Here is a 15,631-nt window from a genome sequence, read left to right on the forward strand (position 1 = left end):
GTCGTCGGAGGCGTGGCCGACTCGTCCAGTGAGATGTACGCGAGATTGAGCAGCCACACGGCGATCACCAGCCCTCCTGCACTGAGGAGAGCCGTAGTCGCACGTTTCTGTGGCGAGGTTCGTTTCGTCATCAGCGTCCCTTAGCCGTCACGCGACATACCGGGCGGATTCTCCTGGTGGGAAGAGGAGGCCGGAAAGCATCCAACCGTGATTCTGTCACTCTCACCGGGTCACCCACGCGCGGGATAATGGACTCATGGCCACCGCACACCGCCCCGGCCTCCGCGTGACGTCGGGGGTCACGATCCCCGACGCCGAGCTGTCGTGGCGGTTCTCGCGGTCGTCTGGGCCGGGCGGGCAGGGCGTGAACACGACGGACTCGCGTGTGGAGCTGGTGTGGGACGCGGCCGGATCGAGCGCGCTGTCGCCCGTTCAGAAGGAGCGTGTCCTCGATCGACTGAGTAGCCGGCTCGTGGACGGCGTGCTCACGATCGCGGCGTCGGAGCAGCGGGCGCAGCTGCGCAATAGGGAGGCCGCGCTCGCGCGGCTCGCGACCGTGGTCGCCGACGCGTTGCGGCCGCCTGCGGCGCCGCGCCGAGCCACGAAGCCGAGCAAGGGTGCGCAGAAGCGGCGGGTGGTGGCGAACCAGAAGCGCAGCCAGACGAAGCAGCTGCGCAAGCGTCCCACCGACTGACGCGCGTCGCGGGCCGAGTAGCGCTCGCCCGCAGTCACCGCGACACGTCCCGACACCCGCACCGCCCCGGGATAATGGACGGGTGGAGTCGTGGGAACTGGGGGAGTGGTACGGCGAGTTCCTCGACGCCCTGAACCGCCACGACCTCGAGGCCGTGCGCTCACTCATCGATCCGGGCGTCCGGCGCGCGCACCTGCCACGTGGGGGCGAGGCATGGATCGCGGATCTCGGGGAGTTCTTCCACGCCTTCCCCGACTGGCGGTGGAAGCGCATCCAGCTCGTGATCGAGGACGACCGGATCGCCGCGCACCTGCGAGGGAGCGGAACGCACTCCGGCCACTACCGCGACATCGCGCCCACACGACGGCACGTCAACGTGGCCGAGTTCGCGATCTACCGCGTGACAAACGGCCGGATCGCGGAGTTCTCGGGATCGTCCGACGCGGAGCTGCGCGCTCAGCTCGCCTGATCGGGGCCGAGGGGCAGACTCCCGGCGCTCGCCGCTACTACTCCTGCACGGCCTTCTTCAACAGGCCGATGATGAGCTTCTCGTTAGCCGCGTTCATCTCCGTGATTGCATAGGCGGTGGGCCACATGGTGCCGTCGTCGAGGGTCGCGATGTCGTTGAAGCCGAGGGCCGCGTAGCGGGTGTCGAACTTCGCTGCCCCCTGGAAGAAGCAGAGCACCTTGCCGTTCTTCGCCCAGCCGGGCATGCCGTACCAGGTCTTCGACGTGAGCGACGGGGCGTGCTCCGTGACGAGCTCGTGGATGCGCGAGGCGATCGCACGGTCGGAGTGCGGCATCTCGGCGATCTTCTCGAGCAGGTCGGCTTCCGGATCCTTCTTCGCACCGCGCTTCTGCTTCCGCAGCTCGGCGGCGCGCTCCTTCATCGCGGCCTTCTCCTTGTCGGAGAAGCCGTCCTGCTCGTCGTCGGTGCGGGCATCGGTGGGTTCCGAGGTCTCGGCCATGGTGGTCTCCTTCGTCATCGAATGCGATGACTCCAGTGTGCCGCGCGGACCTGCCGCCCGCTTCTCCCGAGGTGTTCGATCGACCACTTCGATGGGCGCTGGTGCAGCGCTGCCGTTCTTGGTGAGCGCTGTAGCAATTGCAGCAGCGCTCACCAGGAATTGCAGCGCACGACGCAAAAGTTGCGGCGCGCCGGTGCGGGCTCTCAGGTCGAAGCGTCGCTCTGTTCCGCCGACCAGCGCCGACGCCGGAACAACCGGTCGTCGTGCTGCTCCACGCGGCACTCCTCAGCAAAGGCCGCGCCCGCAGCGTGATCGTTGAGGAAACGTCCGTACTCCTCGGCCGTGAGCCGATAGTGCTCACGGCCGGTCCCGATCGCCGTCTTCACGCGGATCTCGAGGTACGGATGATTCTTCCGCCGCTCGAGGCCGAGGGTGAACCCACCGTCCTCGGACGCGTCCGTCCCACGGAAGTCGAATCGTCGACGCCCGGTGAAGAACACGCTGAGCGCGTCGAGCACCATCATCGCGAGGTTGAACAGGACCTCGATCACCATCGATGCCTCCTCGAGACGACGCCTCGCCGGGTCAGTGCGTCGGCGGGATGATCGGCATCGCCGACGTGATCGTCGGGATCGCGGACGTGCCCGTGCCCACGATGATCGGGATCGCCGTCGTGGCCGTCGAGACCTCGGGCGGCCCGGGCTTCAGCATGAGGAAGGCGCGACCGTACGGCTCGAGGCTGATCGGGAAGCTGTGGAGATCGTCCACCTTCGCGATCGTCTCGCCCGTCGCGACGTCGGTCACGATCGCCCGCGGCGGCAGCGACTCCGACAGCACGGCTCCGTCGATGGGCTCGCCTGAGAAGTTGAGGACCGTCACCTGGGTGGTGACCTCGCCGTCCTCCCCGTCGATCTCGTGCACCATCACGAGCATGCTTCGCTGGGCCACGTTGGGGATGTCGACCTGGCGAGCCGTGTTTATGCCGTTCTCGGCGCGGATCCGCAGCATCTCCTTGAGCCCCGTGGCGAAGGAATCGGACTTCGTGAGCTGGTCGGGCAGCGTGCCGTAGAGGGACCGCGCGCGGGGCATGCCCGAGAGGGAACGCGTCGCGTTGGGCGAGGAACCCACGAGGTCATGCGCGCCACGCTCGATCCAGCGCGTGTCACCGTCGGCGATGAGGTCGGCGACCTCCTCCTTCGGGATGGTGAGCGCACCCGTGAGGTCCCACCCGGAGAGCGCGAACACTCCCGGCTGCCACGCGTTGAACGCGGCGAGCACGAGGTGAGCCTCGCGGATGTTCGGGATGTCGTCCTCCGTGATGGAGTCGAGCGTCTGGTGGCCCTGCGAGGCCGCGATGAGCGACGTCGTCGTGCAGGCGATGCCGTTCTGCGTGAACACCATGTTGTAGTCGGCGTTCTCCGTGAGCACGTACGTGAGCTCCGCGCGGATCGAGTCGGCGATGGCGAGACCGGTCGTCTCGACGCCCCGGTACGTGATGACGTCGTCGCGGTGCAGGGTCGACCAGTGCACGAGCTCGTAGGTGAGCTCGTCGTGGTTCTGCATGCCGTGCACGAGGCTCACGGGCTCGACGCCGTACTCGAGAGAGGTGCGCAGCGTGAGTCGCAGGAACTCCGTGTCGCCGGTCGCGAGGGCGTGCTGGTACGCGGGCCGGTTGATGAAGTCGTACGAGAGGTCCGCACCCACGGCACCCGTGTCGCGGATGTCGTCGACGGTGAGGTTGAGCTCCTGGAACGTGAAGCCACCCACCTTGCGCACCATGCCGGCGATGATGTGGTTCGCGGCCTGGGAGAGCGGGTGACCCTCGGACCACGCCGGCAGACCCTCGGCGCTCTTCTCGACACCGAGGAAGCCGTTCGCGTCGAGACGCAGGGCGCTCGCGCCGAGGTCGCCGAGCGAGTGCAGCGCGTCGCCGATCACGAGACGCATGCCAGCGAAGGTGGGGTCGAGCCAGTTGACGGACGGCTGACCCTCCTTGAAGTAGTGGAGATAGACCCAGCGCCGCGTGACGCCGTCGACGCCCACGACGGGGGCCGTGACGCTCCAGTTCGTCTCCTTCACCCCGGGGGAGTAGAAGATGACACGCTGCAGCTCGCCGATGATGTAGCCGCGCTCGGAGAGAGCCGCCTCCGTGGCGGGGGAGAGGTTCACCGAGTCGCGGTTCGAGGGAACCTCGGGCAGCAGGTCCCACTCCTCCGGCGGAATCTCGACCATGTGGTAGATGCCGGGGTAGTCCTTGAACGCCATCTCCGCAAGGCGGAAGTCGGCCCCCTTGCCGGTGTGTCCGGGCACGATGTCGTCGATGATGCTGCCGCCGTGCTCCTCAGCGACGTCGGCCATGCGCAGGAAGGTCTCCTCGTCGCCGAAGACGGGGTCGATCTGCGTGCTGATGCGGTCGAAGTGACCGTCGACGCTCGGCGTCTCGGACCAGCCGGTGATTCCACCGGCGCGCTTCACGGGTCCGGTGTGCACGCCGTTGATGCCGATCGCCTGGAAGGCGCTCCACAGGGCGGGGTCGGCGAGGGCGCCGATGTAGGTCTCGTGCTCGCGCGTGATCACGGAGATCGGGTAGGCGGTGAACCACACGTCGGTGGTCGCGACGGCCCGACGCGCGTCGGGACGGGCGTACGGGTGGCGCCACATGCTCGGCTGTCCCGAGAGCTGGCGGCCGAGGACGTCGGCATCCTTCAGCATGGAGTGCCGGACGAGCCACTCGACGTAGGCCGGGTTCTGGCCGTTCGCCGCCCGCGGGTCGGAGAAGGAGCGGCGGAGGCTGCCGCCGCGCAGGTTGGTGCGCGGCCGGAGACGACGGGGGCGCGCGGGGTAGCGCTGCTCGTCGTAGGTGATCTCGCCCGCTTCGCTGGTCTCCTCGACCGTCTCATCGGCGGTGGCGTCCGCGGCGATCGTCTCGTCGAGCTCGTGTCCCTGGTCGTCCGACATCTCTTCCTTCACGTGTTCATCCCTCGATCGTCGATGTCCATTCGATCATCCGATCCCATCCTCGCGGAGACCCTTGACTCATGTCCGGTCCGCCGCAGCTTCCGGACGACTTTCGGGTGACTATTTCGCCACGAGCGTGGTCTCGAAGCTGTACATGTCCGGCCGGTAGCAGTGGTGCCCCACCTCGACGACCCGCCCTGCGTTGTCGAACGCGATCCGTTCCACCGTGAGGACGGGGTGGCCGCGCTCGATCCCGAGCAGCTCGGCCTCGTCGCCGTGAGCGCGTCGCGCGCCGATCTTCTGCTTCGCGATGCGGATCGCGACGCCACGACCCCGCAGCACCTGGTAGAGCCCGGCCGTCTCGAGCTGCTCCGCCGTGATGTCCGCGAACTCGCCCGGCAGGATGTTCTCGAGCACGGCGACGGGCACGCCGTCTGTGGAGCGCTGGCGGCGGATACGCACGACGTCCGCGCCGACGTCGACCCCGAGGCGCTCGGCGAGCGCGTCGTCGGCGGCGATCACCGCGTGTTCGAGGACGACGGTGCCGGGGGAGTGGCCGGTGTTCTCGAGGTCCTCGTAGAGGCTGCTGAGTTCGACGGGGCGTGTGACCTGGCCCTGGACCACCTGGGTCCCGATGCCGCGGCGCCGCACGAGGAGGCCCTTGTCGACGAGTTCCTGGATCGCGCGGCGCACGGTCGGTCTCGAGAGCCCGAGCCGCGCGGCGATGGAGATCTCGTTGTCGAGGCGCGCTCCGGGCGGGATCGTCCCCCCGCGGATCGCCGCGTCGAGTCGGCTCGAGACCTGGAAGTAGAGGGGCACGGGGCCGGTGCGGTCGAGGTCGGCGAAGAGTTCGTCCGGCCAGTACGTGCGATCGTCGGCCATGTCGCTCCCTCACCGCGCCGGCTGCGCGTCATTGTGACGACAATAGGACGAACCCCGTGCGTTGTCACATCTCTGCCAACGAGAGCTTGTGATATTGTCAGGACATAGTCACGGGGTGGCCGTGATGTGGACCAGGAAGTTGTACAGCGCCGTATGACCGAGAACACCGGAGGCCTCGACCTCCTCGCGATGGGACGCCTCGGCGTCGACCTCTATCCGCTGCAGGACGGCGTGGGGCTCGAAGACGTCTCGACCTTCGGCAAGTACCTCGGCGGCAGCGCCGCCAACGTCTCGGTCGCGGCCGCGCGTCACGGTCGGCGTTCGGCCCTCGTGTCCCGCGTGGGCGACGACCCGTTCGGCCGCTACCTCACGGCGGAACTCGGCCGGCTCGGGGTCGACGCGCGCTTCGTGCCGACCGACCCGGACTTCAAGACACCGATCACGTTCTGCGAGATCTTCCCGCCCGACGACTTCCCCCTCTACTTCTACCGCGAGCCGAAGGCGCCGGATCTCGCGATCCGGATCGACGACGTCGACGCGGACGCGATCCGTTCGGCCCGAGTCTTCTGGTTCACCGCGACGGGCCTGAGCGCCGAGCCCAGCAGGACCACACACGCCGAGGCGCTCGCGATCCGCGACCGTGCCCGCTTCACCGTCTTCGACCTCGACTATCGCCCGATGTTCTGGTCATCACCGGAGGACGCAACCCGCGAGGTGCGCCGGGCACTCGCCCTGTCGACCGTCGCCGTGGGCAACCGCGAGGAGTGCGAGGTAGCGGTGGGGGAGTCCGACCCCGATCGCGCTGCCGACGCTCTGCTCGACCTCGGCATCGAACTCGCCATCGTGAAGCAGGGGCCGAAGGGCGTGCTCGCGAAGACCCGGGCCGAGCGTGTGGAGGTGCCGCCCGTACCGGTCGACGTCGTGAACGGCCTCGGCGCCGGGGACGCGTTCGGTGGGGCCCTCGTGCACGGGCTCCTCGCGGAGTGGGACCTCGAACGGATCCTCCGCTTCGCCAACGTCGCGGGTGCGATCGTGGCGGGGCGACGCGAATGCTCTACCGCGATGCCGACGAGCGACGAGGTCGACGCGATCCTCGACGGGAGGCGCTGAGATGACGCTCACGACCGTGCTCGCCTCGGACGCTCTCGCCGGACTCCGCCGGGTGCGCGCCGAACGGCCCGAGGCGATCCGCGAGGCCCTCGCGTCGCGTCGCCGTCGCGACCTGATGCGCGGGGACGGGCGGCTCTTCATCGTCGCCGCCGACCATCCCGCCCGCGGCGCCCTCGCCGTGGGGGACCGCCCCACCGCGATGGCCGATCGCGACGATCTGCTGCAGCGACTCGCGATCGCACTCAGCCGCCCGGGCGTCGACGGCGTGCTCGGCACGCCCGACATCATCGACGACCTCGCCCTGTTGGGGCTGCTCGACGATCGCATCGTCGTGGGGTCGATGAACCGCGGCGGTCTGCGCGGTGCCCGCTTCGAGATGGACGACCGCTTCACGGCGTACGACGTGCCGTCGATGGTGGGGGCGGGGCTCGACGTCGCGAAGACCCTGCTCCGGCTGAACCTCGACGACCCCGGCACCGCCGCGACGCTCGAGAGCACGGCGCACGCGGTCACGGCAGCGGCGGCGGCCGGACTCCCGATCATGCTCGAGCCGTTCATGAGCCGCTGGGTCGACGACCGCGTCGTCAACGACCTCTCGACGGACGCCGTGATCCTGTCCGTCGCGATCGCCTCGGGCCTCGGCGCGAGCAGCGCATCGACGTGGCTCAAGCTGCCCGTGGTCGAGGACATGGAGCGCGTCATGGCGGCCACGACGCTGCCGACGCTCCTGCTCGGGGGCGATTCCGGATCGGACCCCGACCAGACGTTCGCCTCCTGGCAGGACGCGCTCGCGCTTCCCGGCGTGCGGGGACTCACCGTCGGTCGCACGCTGCTGTATCCGCCCGACGGCGATGTGGCCGGGGCCGTGGACACCGCCGCTCGACTGGTCCACCCCGCCTCGTCCTCCTGACCCCGTGACACCCTGACCCCGGTGTGACACCCTGACCCAGCGAGGCCCAGCAGCCCCCGACGACACCCTTCGAGACGGCGACGACGCCGACGGAACGAGGACACCGCATGACCGATTCGACACCCCGCTGGTTCCACCGCCGCGGCGACCTCGCCCGCGACGGGTGGGAGAGCGTCGTGGACGCGCAGCTGCCCGGCTGGCAGCACACCGGCCTGCGCGTCGCAGAGCTGAGCGACGGCGAGACGCTCGCGCTCGACGACCGCGGTGAGGAGCGACTCGTCGTTCCCCTCTCCGGCCGCTTCGAAGTCGTCGTGGTTGACGGAGACGGAGACGGGGAGCGACGGACGGTCGCGCTCGCCGGTCGCGCGTCGGTCTTCGACGGCCCCACCGACGTGCTCTACGCGGGCGCCGGGTCGACGATCGAGGTCTCCGGAAGCGGCCGCGTCGCCGTCGCCTCGTCGCCGACGGAGGAGCGGTTCCCGACGCGGCACGTGGCGGCGTCCGAGACGCCCGTGGAGCTCCGCGGTGCTGGTGCCTCGAGCCGTCAGGTGCACAACTTCGGCACGCCCGACGGCCTCGACGCTGCGCGGTTCATCGTCTGCGAGGTCATCACGCCGGCGTCGAACTGGTCGTCCTACCCTCCGCACAAGCACGACGAGCACGTCGACGGCGTGGAGTCCCGCCTCGAGGAGATCTACTACTTCGAGTCCGCCCCCACCCGCGGGGCCCCCGCCTCCGTGGATGCGGACGCGGCGTTCGGCCTCTTCAGCACGTCGTCGTCCCCGGCCGGTGACATCGAGATCGACGCGCAGGTGCGCTCGGGTGACATCGCCCTCGTGCCCTTCGGCTACCACGGCCCGGCCGTCGCCGCCCCCGGCTATGACCTCTACTACCTCAATGTGATGGCGGGACCCGACGCCGAGCGCATCTGGCGCATCACGGACGACCCGCGCCACGCGTGGGTGCGCGACGACTGGGCGACGGCGGGCGTCGACGCCCGACTGCCGTACACGACGGAAGGATCCACCCGATGACCACGAGACGAATGACGGTGGGGCAGGCCCTCGTCGAGTTCCTCGCTCACCAGTGGACGGTCGACGGCGACCACCGCGAGCGCACGATCCCCGGCATGTTCGGGATCTTCGGCCACGGAAACGTCGCGGGAGTGGGGCAGGCGCTCGCCCAGCTCGACGCCGAGGGTTCGCGGATCATGCCGTACCTGCAGGCCCGCAACGAGCAGGCGATGGTGCACCAGTCCGTCGGCTACGCGCGCATGCGCCGCCGCTTGAGCACCTTCGCGTCGACCGCCTCGGTCGGCCCGGGGGCCACGAACATGCTCACGGGAGCCGCACTCGCGACGACCAACCGCCTTCCGGCGCTGCTCCTGCCGAGTGACACCTTCGCGACGCGCGTCGCCGACCCGGTGCTGCAGCAGCTCGAGCAGCCGTGGGATATCGGTCTCACCGTCAACGACGCGTTCCGGCCGCTCTCGCGGTTCTTCGATCGCGTGCAGCGGCCCGAGCAGCTCTACTCGATCGCGCTCGCGGCGATGCGGGTGCTGCTCGACCCGGCCGAGACGGGTGCGGTCACGATCGCGCTCCCGGAGGACGTGCAGGCCGAGGCGCTCGACGTGCCCGAGGAGTTCCTGGCCGACCGCGAGTGGCACCTCCGCCGGCCCCTTCCGGAGCGGGGCGCTCTCGCCCGTGCGGTCGCCGCGATCGGCGCCGCCGAACGGCCGCTCATCGTCGCGGGCGGCGGCGTGCTCTACTCCGCCGCGGAGGACGCGCTCCGTGCGTTCGCCGAGGCCACGGGCATCCCGGTCGTCACGACGCAGGCCGGCGGCGGTTCCCTCCCGTGGGACCACGCGCAGTACCTCGGCGGGGTGGGCGCGACCGGCACGACCGCCGGCAACCGCCTCGCGGCGGAGGCCGACGTGGTCATCGGGATCGGCACACGCTACAGCGACTTCACGACGGCGTCGCGAACGGCGTTCCAGGACCCGCACGTGCGCTTCGTCAACATCAACGTCGCGGCGTTCGACGCCTATAAGCACGGTACGCAGACCCCCGTGATCGCCGACGCGCGCGAGGCCCTCGAGGCGCTCGCAGCGGAGCTGACGCGCTTCCATGTCGCCCCGGCCTACACGGAGCGCATCGCCCGCGAGAAGGCCGAATGGGACGCCGTCGTGGACGCAGCCCTCGCTCCGACGGGCGCCGAACGACCGAGCCAGTCCGAGATCATCGGCGCGGTGCAGGGCGCATCCGACCCGCGCGACGTCGTCGTGCAGGCCGCCGGGTCGTTGCCCGGTGACCTCCACAAGCTGTGGCGCGTGCGCGACCCGCTCGGCTACCACGTGGAGTACGCATACTCCTGCATGGGATACGAGATACCGGGAGGACTCGGCGCCAAGCGCGCCTTCGAGTCCGTCGGCGACGACCGCGACGTGATCGTCATGATCGGCGATGGCTCGTACCTCATGATGCACTCGGAGCTCGTCACCGCGGTGGCCGAGGGGATCAAGATCGTCGTCGTGCTCATCCAGAACCACGGCTTCGCGTCGATCGGACACCTCTCGGAGACCGTCGGCTCGGAGCGATTCGGTACGAAGTACCGCGCGCTCGATCAGGCGACGGGCAACTTCCAGGGCGACACGCTCCTGCCGATCGATCTCGCGATGAACGCGCGCAGCTACGGCATCGACGTGATCGAGGTCGAGCCCGGGCCGGACGCGAGCACACGGCTGAGCGACGCGGTGCGCGCCGCAAAGGCGTCGGCGCGGTCCACTGTCATCCACGTCGAGAGCGATCCGCTGCTCTACGGGCCGGACGGCGAGGGCTGGTGGGACGTGCCCGTGGCGCAGACCTCCACGACCGAATCCACCGCGCGGGCGCGAGCCGAATACGAGCGCCTCCGTTCGGCGCAGCGTCCCCTTCTGGGAGAAGCGGCCGGCGACGGAGCGGACCGATGAAGGCCGCCGTCGCCGGCGCGCCCGTGAGCTTCGGCGTGTTCGAGATGACGCCGGAGGGGGCCGACACCGTGGGCCCCGACGACATGCTCGAACTGCTGTCTGCGGCGGGATACCGGGGCATCGACCTCGGGCCCGTGGGTTTCCTCGGTCGCGGTGACGAGCTCCGCACGCGGCTCCGGCGGTTCGACCTCGAGCTCGCGGGCGGCTGGGTGCAGCTCCCGCTGTCGGACGACGACGCGTTCGCCGCGTCGCTGCCCGGGCTCGACGAGGCGCTCCGCGTGTTCGCGGAGGCGGCGGAGAACGGCCAGGACCGACTGCCGCTCCCGACGCTCGCCGACGACGGTTCGGCCGCCCGCCGGAGCGCTCCGGGTCGCGGCGAGACCGCGGATCCTCTCGCCGAGGCCGGCTGGTCGCGCCTCCTCGCCAACACGGAGACGGCCGCCGCCCGCGTGCGCGCCGCGGGCTTCGAACCCACGTTCCACCACCACGCGGGCACCTTCGTGGAGTCGTCCGCCGAGATCGACCGTTTCCTCGCGAACGTGGACATCGACCTCACGCTCGACACCGGCCATCTGCTCATCGCGGGGGGAGATCCGCTCGACGTGGTCGAGCGGTGGGGCGATCGCATCAACCACCTCCACCTGAAGGACGTGGACCTCGCCGAACTGCGCCGCGTGCTCGCCGCCGGCGGGGGCATGCGCGACGTCTGGTCGTCCGGCGCGTTCGTCGCCTTCGGTCGCGGAGACCTCGATCTCGACGCAGTCCTCGACGCGATAGACGCGCGCGGGTTCGGCGGCTGGGTTGTCGTGGAGCAGGACGTGCTCAACGGACCCGGCGTCTCGATCGCCGCCTTCCGCGACGAACGCGCCGCAGACCAGCGCGACAACCGCGAGGCACTCCGCTCGTGGCTGTAGACGCCTTCCCCCTGACCTTCCACGCTCCACCTACTCGACGGGACAGATCGTGACCACTCGCCCCCTCCGCTTCGGACTCATCGGAACCGGCCGCATCGGCCAGGTACACGCCCGGAGTATCGCCGCAGACCCCGACACGACGCTGTCCTGGGTGTGCGATCCCTTCATCGCGGGCGCCGAAGCCGTCTCGGAGCGCTTCGGCGGTGCCGTGACTGACGACGCGTCCGAGGTGTTCGCCTCCGGCGACGTCGACGCGGTGCTCATCGCCTCGCCGACCGCCACCCACGTCGACCTCATCGCCGCCGCCATCGAGGCGGGAATCCCCGCGCTTTGCGAGAAGCCCATCGACCTCGACATCTCGCGCGTCGACTCCCTGCTGCCCCTCGTGAGGTCGTCGGGCGTACCGGTCGCCCTCGGGTTCAACCGCCGCTTCGATCCGGCGTTCGCGAGCGTGCAGTCCCGCGTGGCGGCGGGGGAGATCGGCGCCCTCGAGCAGCTCACCATCGTCAGCAGGGACCCCGCGGCACCGCCGGCGGCGTACGTCGCCGTGTCGGGCGGGATCTTCCGTGACATGACGATCCACGACCTCGACATGGCGCGGTTCTTCCTGCCGGAGATCGTCGAGGTCACCGCGGTCGGATCGGCCCTCTTCGACGACGGCGCCCGCGAGCACGGCGACTTCGACTCGGCCGTCACGACGCTGCGCGCGTCGTCGGGCGCGACGGTGACGATCATCAACTCGCGGCACAGCGCCGTCGGCTACGACCAGCGCCTGGAGGCCTTCGGCGCCGAGGGCTCGCTGCAGGTCGCGAACGCCCCCACGAGCCTCGTCAGCCTGTCGACCGCCACGGTCGTGGAGGGCAAGCCGCCGTACCAGAACTTCTTCCTCGAGCGATACGCGGAGGCCTACGCGGCCGAGCTGCGCGCCTTCGTCCGTCTCGTGCGGGGCGAGTCCTCGACGAGTCCGACGTTCGAGGATGGCCGAGCCGCCCTGATCCTCGCCGACGCCGCCCAGCGCTCCGCCGAGGAGCGCGTCTCCGTCGCGGTGGACCTGGGCTGAGATCGTCGTGGGATTCCGGCTGGCCGCCTCGGCCGAGATGCTCTACGTCGACCTCCCCGTCGCGGATCGGGTGCGTCGATTGCACGAGCTCGGCTTCGAGGTCGAGATCTGGGACTGGCGGTCGAAGGACCTCGAGTCCCTCGCCGCGACGGGTGCGACCTTCTCCTCGATGACGGGGTACCTCCGCGGAGACCCGACGACGGACGAGGGGATCGCCGAATTGCTCTCGACGGCCGAGGAATCGCTGCGCGCGGCCGACATCATCGATTCGCCCCGACTCAATCTCCATGGAACGGGGCTCGATCCCGACGGGATGCCGGTGCATCCGCGGTCGTCGGTCGAGGGCGAGGACTGGCTGCGGGCCCGCGAGACTCTCGCGCGGCTGGCGGACCTCGGGCGCCGATCCGGACGGGTGTTCACGCTCGAGAACCTCAACACGGCGGTCGATCATCCGGGCACGCCGTTCGCCCGTGCCGCCGACACGCTCGCCCTGGTGCGCTCCGTCGACGACCCGGGCCTCCGCCTCAATCTCGACCTCTACCACGCGCAGATCGGCGAGGGGAACCTCATCGAACTCGTGAGGTCGGCCCTGCCGTGGGTGGGGGAGATCCAGGTCGCCGACGTGCCCGGTCGCTGCGAACCGGGCACGGGGGAGATCCGCTACGAGGCGATCGCGGCGGAGCTCGGGGTCCTCGGCTACACGGGCGTCGTGGGCCTCGAAGCCTGGGCCCGTTCCGACCCGGACGCCGCGCTCGCCGCGTTCCGGGCTGCGTTCACGGTCTGAGGAACGGGGCACCCTCGCCGCCGCGCTCGCCCGGACGCGGCGACGCGCCGCCCGCTGAGGCCCGGCGCGTCGCCTCAGGAATCGAAGGTCGTGGCTCCCTCGACTGTGGGGACGGATTCCCACGCCCGTCGTTCGTCGCTCCGCAGGGCCGCTGCCACGATCTCGGACGCCGACCAGGCGTCCGACGCCGACGGCCCCACCTGCCGTCCCTCGACCACCGATCGCAGGAAGAGCTGGGCCTCGATCGTCTTGAGGTCGTCGAACCCCATGCTCGTGCCGCGGCCGGGTTGGAAGCGCGAGAAGTCGCCGGCCTCGGGCCCCGCCATGACCGTGCGATACCCGTCCGCCGAATCGGCGATCTGCAGCTCGTTGAAGCGCTGGAAGTCCCAGCGGACGGATCCGAGCGTTCCGTAGATCTCGAGCGTGTACTCGGCGTGCGGGCCGACCGCGACCCGGCTGGAGTCCATGACGCCGACGGCGCCCGAGTCGAAGCGGACGAGCAGGGCCGCGTAGTCCTCGTTCTCCACCTCGCCGGTTTCGGCCGACGCGGAACCGAGCGAGAAGTGCCCGCTCGATGCGTTCGAGGGTAGAGGACGCTCGCGGATGAACCGCTCCGTCAGGGCCGTCACTTCGGAGATGCGGCCCACGGTGAACTGGGCCAGGTCGGCGCCGTGGGAGAGCAGATCGCCGAGTACGCCCGACCCGGCCTCCTCCGTGCGGAAGCGCCACGTCAGGGCGCCGCGAGGATCGGCCGAGTAGTCGGCGAGCAGGGCGACGCGGACGTTCGTGATGCGGCCGAGGTGTCCGCCGCGCACGAGCTCGCGGATGCGGGCCACGGCGGGTGCGTGCCGGTAGTTGAACCCGACCGAGGTCACGATCCCGGCAGCCGTCGCCGCGCGCGCGATGTCGGCCGATTCCGCGGCTCCCCGGCCCATCGGCTTCTCGATCCAGAAGGGTTTACCGGCGGAGGCCGCCGCCAGGGCCACCTCGTGGTGGAGGTAGTTCGGGGTGCAGATCGACACCACGTCGACCTCCGGGTCGTCTATCACCTTCCGCCAGTCGTCCGTCGTCGTCGCGAACCCGAGCGCGTCGGCCGCGTACTGCCGGGCATCGGCGTTGACGTCGGCGGCGGAGACGAGGGAGACGCTCGCGGTCACGTCGGGATAGTGCATCCCGACCGCCCGGTAGGCCCGTGCGTGCACGCGACCCATCCAACCGACGGAGACGAGGCCGACCCCGACGCGTGTTCGTTCCGGCATGACAGACCTTTCCTCGACGGTGAGTGATGCCGACTATACCGGCTTGACAGAATGTATTGACAAATGCGTCGAACAGTCGGAAACTCAACTCGACACCGACGTCACCCGGACGGCTCGCAGGCGAGACGCTCCGCACCGAAGGGAACCCTCAATGAAGATGCGCCTCCTCACGAGCGTGGGCCTCGCCGCCACGGCCGCCCTGCTCCTCTCCGCCTGTTCAGGCACCGGCCAGGAGCCGGCCGCCACCTCGGAATCGCTCGATCTCACGTACGCCGTCGTCACCCACTCGGGTCCAGGAGACGCCTTCTGGGACCGCGTGAAGTCCGGTGCCGAACGTGCCGGCTCCGACTACGGAGTCGATGTGACGTACAACGCGGACCCCGACCCCGCCAAGCAATCGCAGCTCATCGACAACGCCGTGGCGCAGGACGTCGACGGGATCGTCGTCTCCATGGCGAACCCGGACGGCCTGCAGTCGAGCATCGAGAAGGCCGTCGCGGCGGGCGTGCCCGTCGTCACGATCAACTCGGGCATCGAGCGCTCGGCCGAGTTCGGCGCCATCACGCACATCGGACAGAGCGAGTCCGTCGCCGGCGAGGCGGTCGGTGACCGGCTCTCGGAGGCCGGACTCACGAACGTCCTGTGCGTGATCCAGGAGGCCGGGAACGTCGGACTCGAGGAGCGATGCGGCTCGGCCGCCTCGACCTTCACCGGATCGATGCAGAACCTGCAGGTGGACGGCACGAACGATGCCGAGGTCAAGGCGACCATCAAGTCGAAGCTCCAGGCCGATCCCTCCATCGACGGCGTCCTCACTCTCGGTGGCCAGTACGCGATCGACGCCGTCGGTGCCGTTTCCGAGGCGGGCAGCGAGGCGACGGTCGCGACGTTCGACCTCTCGGAGGACGTCGTGAGCAACATCGAGGACGGCGCGATCCTCTTCGCCGTCGACCAGCAGCCCTACGTCCAGGGATTCCTCGGCGTGACCGCGCTGTACCTCGACTCCATCAACGGCAACCAGATCGGCGGCGGCCAGCCGGTCTACTCCGGACCGGCCTTCGTGACCGAGGAGAACGCCGCCGAGGTCGCCGAGTACGCCGCGAACGGTACGCGGTGAGAACGCC

The 15,631-nt window shown here is 69.9% G+C and carries 15 protein-coding genes; 10 read left to right on the forward strand and 5 right to left on the reverse strand.

The genetic code is table 11. From position 1 onward, the window contains the following. Positions 1 to 256: 256 nt before the first annotated feature. Positions 257 to 694 (forward strand): alternative ribosome rescue aminoacyl-tRNA hydrolase ArfB, encoded by a 438-nt coding sequence (arfB, locus tag ELQ94_RS12065; protein WP_127050607.1) that lies wholly within the window; start codon positions 257 to 259, stop codon positions 692 to 694. Positions 695 to 776: 82 nt separating this feature from the next. Beyond that, entirely contained in the window at positions 777 to 1,163 is a 387-nt protein-coding gene (locus ELQ94_RS12070) for an ester cyclase (RefSeq protein WP_127050608.1), read from the forward strand. A 37-nt stretch (positions 1,164 to 1,200) separates the two neighbouring features. On the opposite strand, the gene ELQ94_RS12075 is transcribed toward ELQ94_RS12070, so the two are convergent. The 4 genes from ELQ94_RS12075 to ELQ94_RS12090 form a co-directional block, all read right to left on the reverse strand. Beyond that, complete coding sequence (locus ELQ94_RS12075; RefSeq protein ID WP_127050609.1) at positions 1,201 to 1,662, reverse strand: iron chaperone; 462 nt, start codon at positions 1,660 to 1,662, stop codon at positions 1,201 to 1,203. A gap of 203 nt (positions 1,663 to 1,865) precedes the next feature. Continuing rightward, on the reverse strand, positions 1,866 to 2,216 hold the full coding sequence (locus ELQ94_RS12080; protein ID WP_127050610.1) for a hypothetical protein: 351 nt from the start codon (positions 2,214 to 2,216) through the stop codon (positions 1,866 to 1,868). A gap of 31 nt (positions 2,217 to 2,247) precedes the next feature. Continuing rightward, positions 2,248 to 4,620: a maltose alpha-D-glucosyltransferase gene (treS, locus tag ELQ94_RS12085; RefSeq protein WP_127050849.1), complete on the reverse strand. Its 2,373-nt coding sequence runs from the start codon at positions 4,618 to 4,620 to the stop codon at positions 2,248 to 2,250. 120 nt (positions 4,621 to 4,740) lie between these two features. Next, positions 4,741 to 5,502 (reverse strand): GntR family transcriptional regulator, encoded by a 762-nt coding sequence (locus ELQ94_RS12090; protein ID WP_127050611.1) that lies wholly within the window; start codon positions 5,500 to 5,502, stop codon positions 4,741 to 4,743. Between the two features lie 153 nt (positions 5,503 to 5,655). Here ELQ94_RS12090 and iolC point away from each other — a divergent pair, with 153 nt between their 5' ends. The 7 genes from iolC to ELQ94_RS12125 all read left to right on the forward strand — a co-directional run bounded on the left by iolC (position 5,656) and on the right by ELQ94_RS12125 (position 13,248). Beyond that, positions 5,656 to 6,612, forward strand: a complete 957-nt coding sequence (iolC, locus tag ELQ94_RS12095; RefSeq protein ID WP_127050612.1) for a 5-dehydro-2-deoxygluconokinase — start codon at positions 5,656 to 5,658, stop codon at positions 6,610 to 6,612. A 1-nt stretch (position 6,613) separates the two neighbouring features. Next, a complete protein-coding gene (locus tag ELQ94_RS12100; protein ID WP_127050613.1) occupies positions 6,614 to 7,522 on the forward strand; it encodes a class I fructose-bisphosphate aldolase in 909 nt (302 codons plus the stop codon). 107 nt (positions 7,523 to 7,629) lie between these two features. Beyond that, on the forward strand, positions 7,630 to 8,556 hold the full coding sequence (iolB, locus tag ELQ94_RS12105) for a 5-deoxy-glucuronate isomerase (RefSeq protein WP_127050614.1): 927 nt from the start codon (positions 7,630 to 7,632) through the stop codon (positions 8,554 to 8,556). Beyond that, positions 8,553 to 10,490, forward strand: coding sequence for a 3D-(3,5/4)-trihydroxycyclohexane-1,2-dione acylhydrolase (decyclizing) (iolD, locus tag ELQ94_RS12110; RefSeq protein ID WP_127050615.1), 1,938 nt, complete (start codon positions 8,553 to 8,555; stop codon positions 10,488 to 10,490). The genes iolB and iolD overlap by 4 nt, the downstream gene beginning before the upstream one ends. Continuing rightward, complete coding sequence (locus ELQ94_RS12115; protein ID WP_127050616.1) at positions 10,487 to 11,404, forward strand: sugar phosphate isomerase/epimerase family protein; 918 nt, start codon at positions 10,487 to 10,489, stop codon at positions 11,402 to 11,404. Before iolD ends, ELQ94_RS12115 begins: the two co-directional genes overlap by 4 nt. A gap of 49 nt (positions 11,405 to 11,453) precedes the next feature. After that, positions 11,454 to 12,464, forward strand: coding sequence for an inositol 2-dehydrogenase (gene iolG / locus ELQ94_RS12120; RefSeq protein WP_127050617.1), 1,011 nt, complete (start codon positions 11,454 to 11,456; stop codon positions 12,462 to 12,464). Between the two features lie 37 nt (positions 12,465 to 12,501). Continuing rightward, on the forward strand, positions 12,502 to 13,248 hold the full coding sequence (locus ELQ94_RS12125) for a TIM barrel protein (RefSeq protein ID WP_208007687.1): 747 nt from the start codon (positions 12,502 to 12,504) through the stop codon (positions 13,246 to 13,248). Between the two features lie 74 nt (positions 13,249 to 13,322). Here ELQ94_RS12125 and ELQ94_RS12130 read toward each other — a convergent pair whose 3' ends face one another. Further along, entirely contained in the window at positions 13,323 to 14,507 is a 1,185-nt protein-coding gene (locus ELQ94_RS12130) for a Gfo/Idh/MocA family protein (protein WP_127050619.1), read from the reverse strand. Positions 14,508 to 14,658: 151 nt separating this feature from the next. On the opposite strand from ELQ94_RS12130, the gene ELQ94_RS12135 reads away from it, so the two are divergent. Continuing rightward, the gene (locus ELQ94_RS12135; protein ID WP_127050620.1) at positions 14,659 to 15,624 is read left to right on the forward strand and encodes a sugar ABC transporter substrate-binding protein; all 966 of its coding nucleotides are present in this window, start codon (positions 14,659 to 14,661) and stop codon (positions 15,622 to 15,624) included. The last annotated feature ends 7 nt before the right edge of the window (positions 15,625 to 15,631 follow it).

This window comes from Labedella endophytica (assembly GCF_003990045.1).
GTDB classification, from domain to species: domain Bacteria; phylum Actinomycetota; class Actinomycetes; order Actinomycetales; family Microbacteriaceae; genus Labedella; species Labedella endophytica.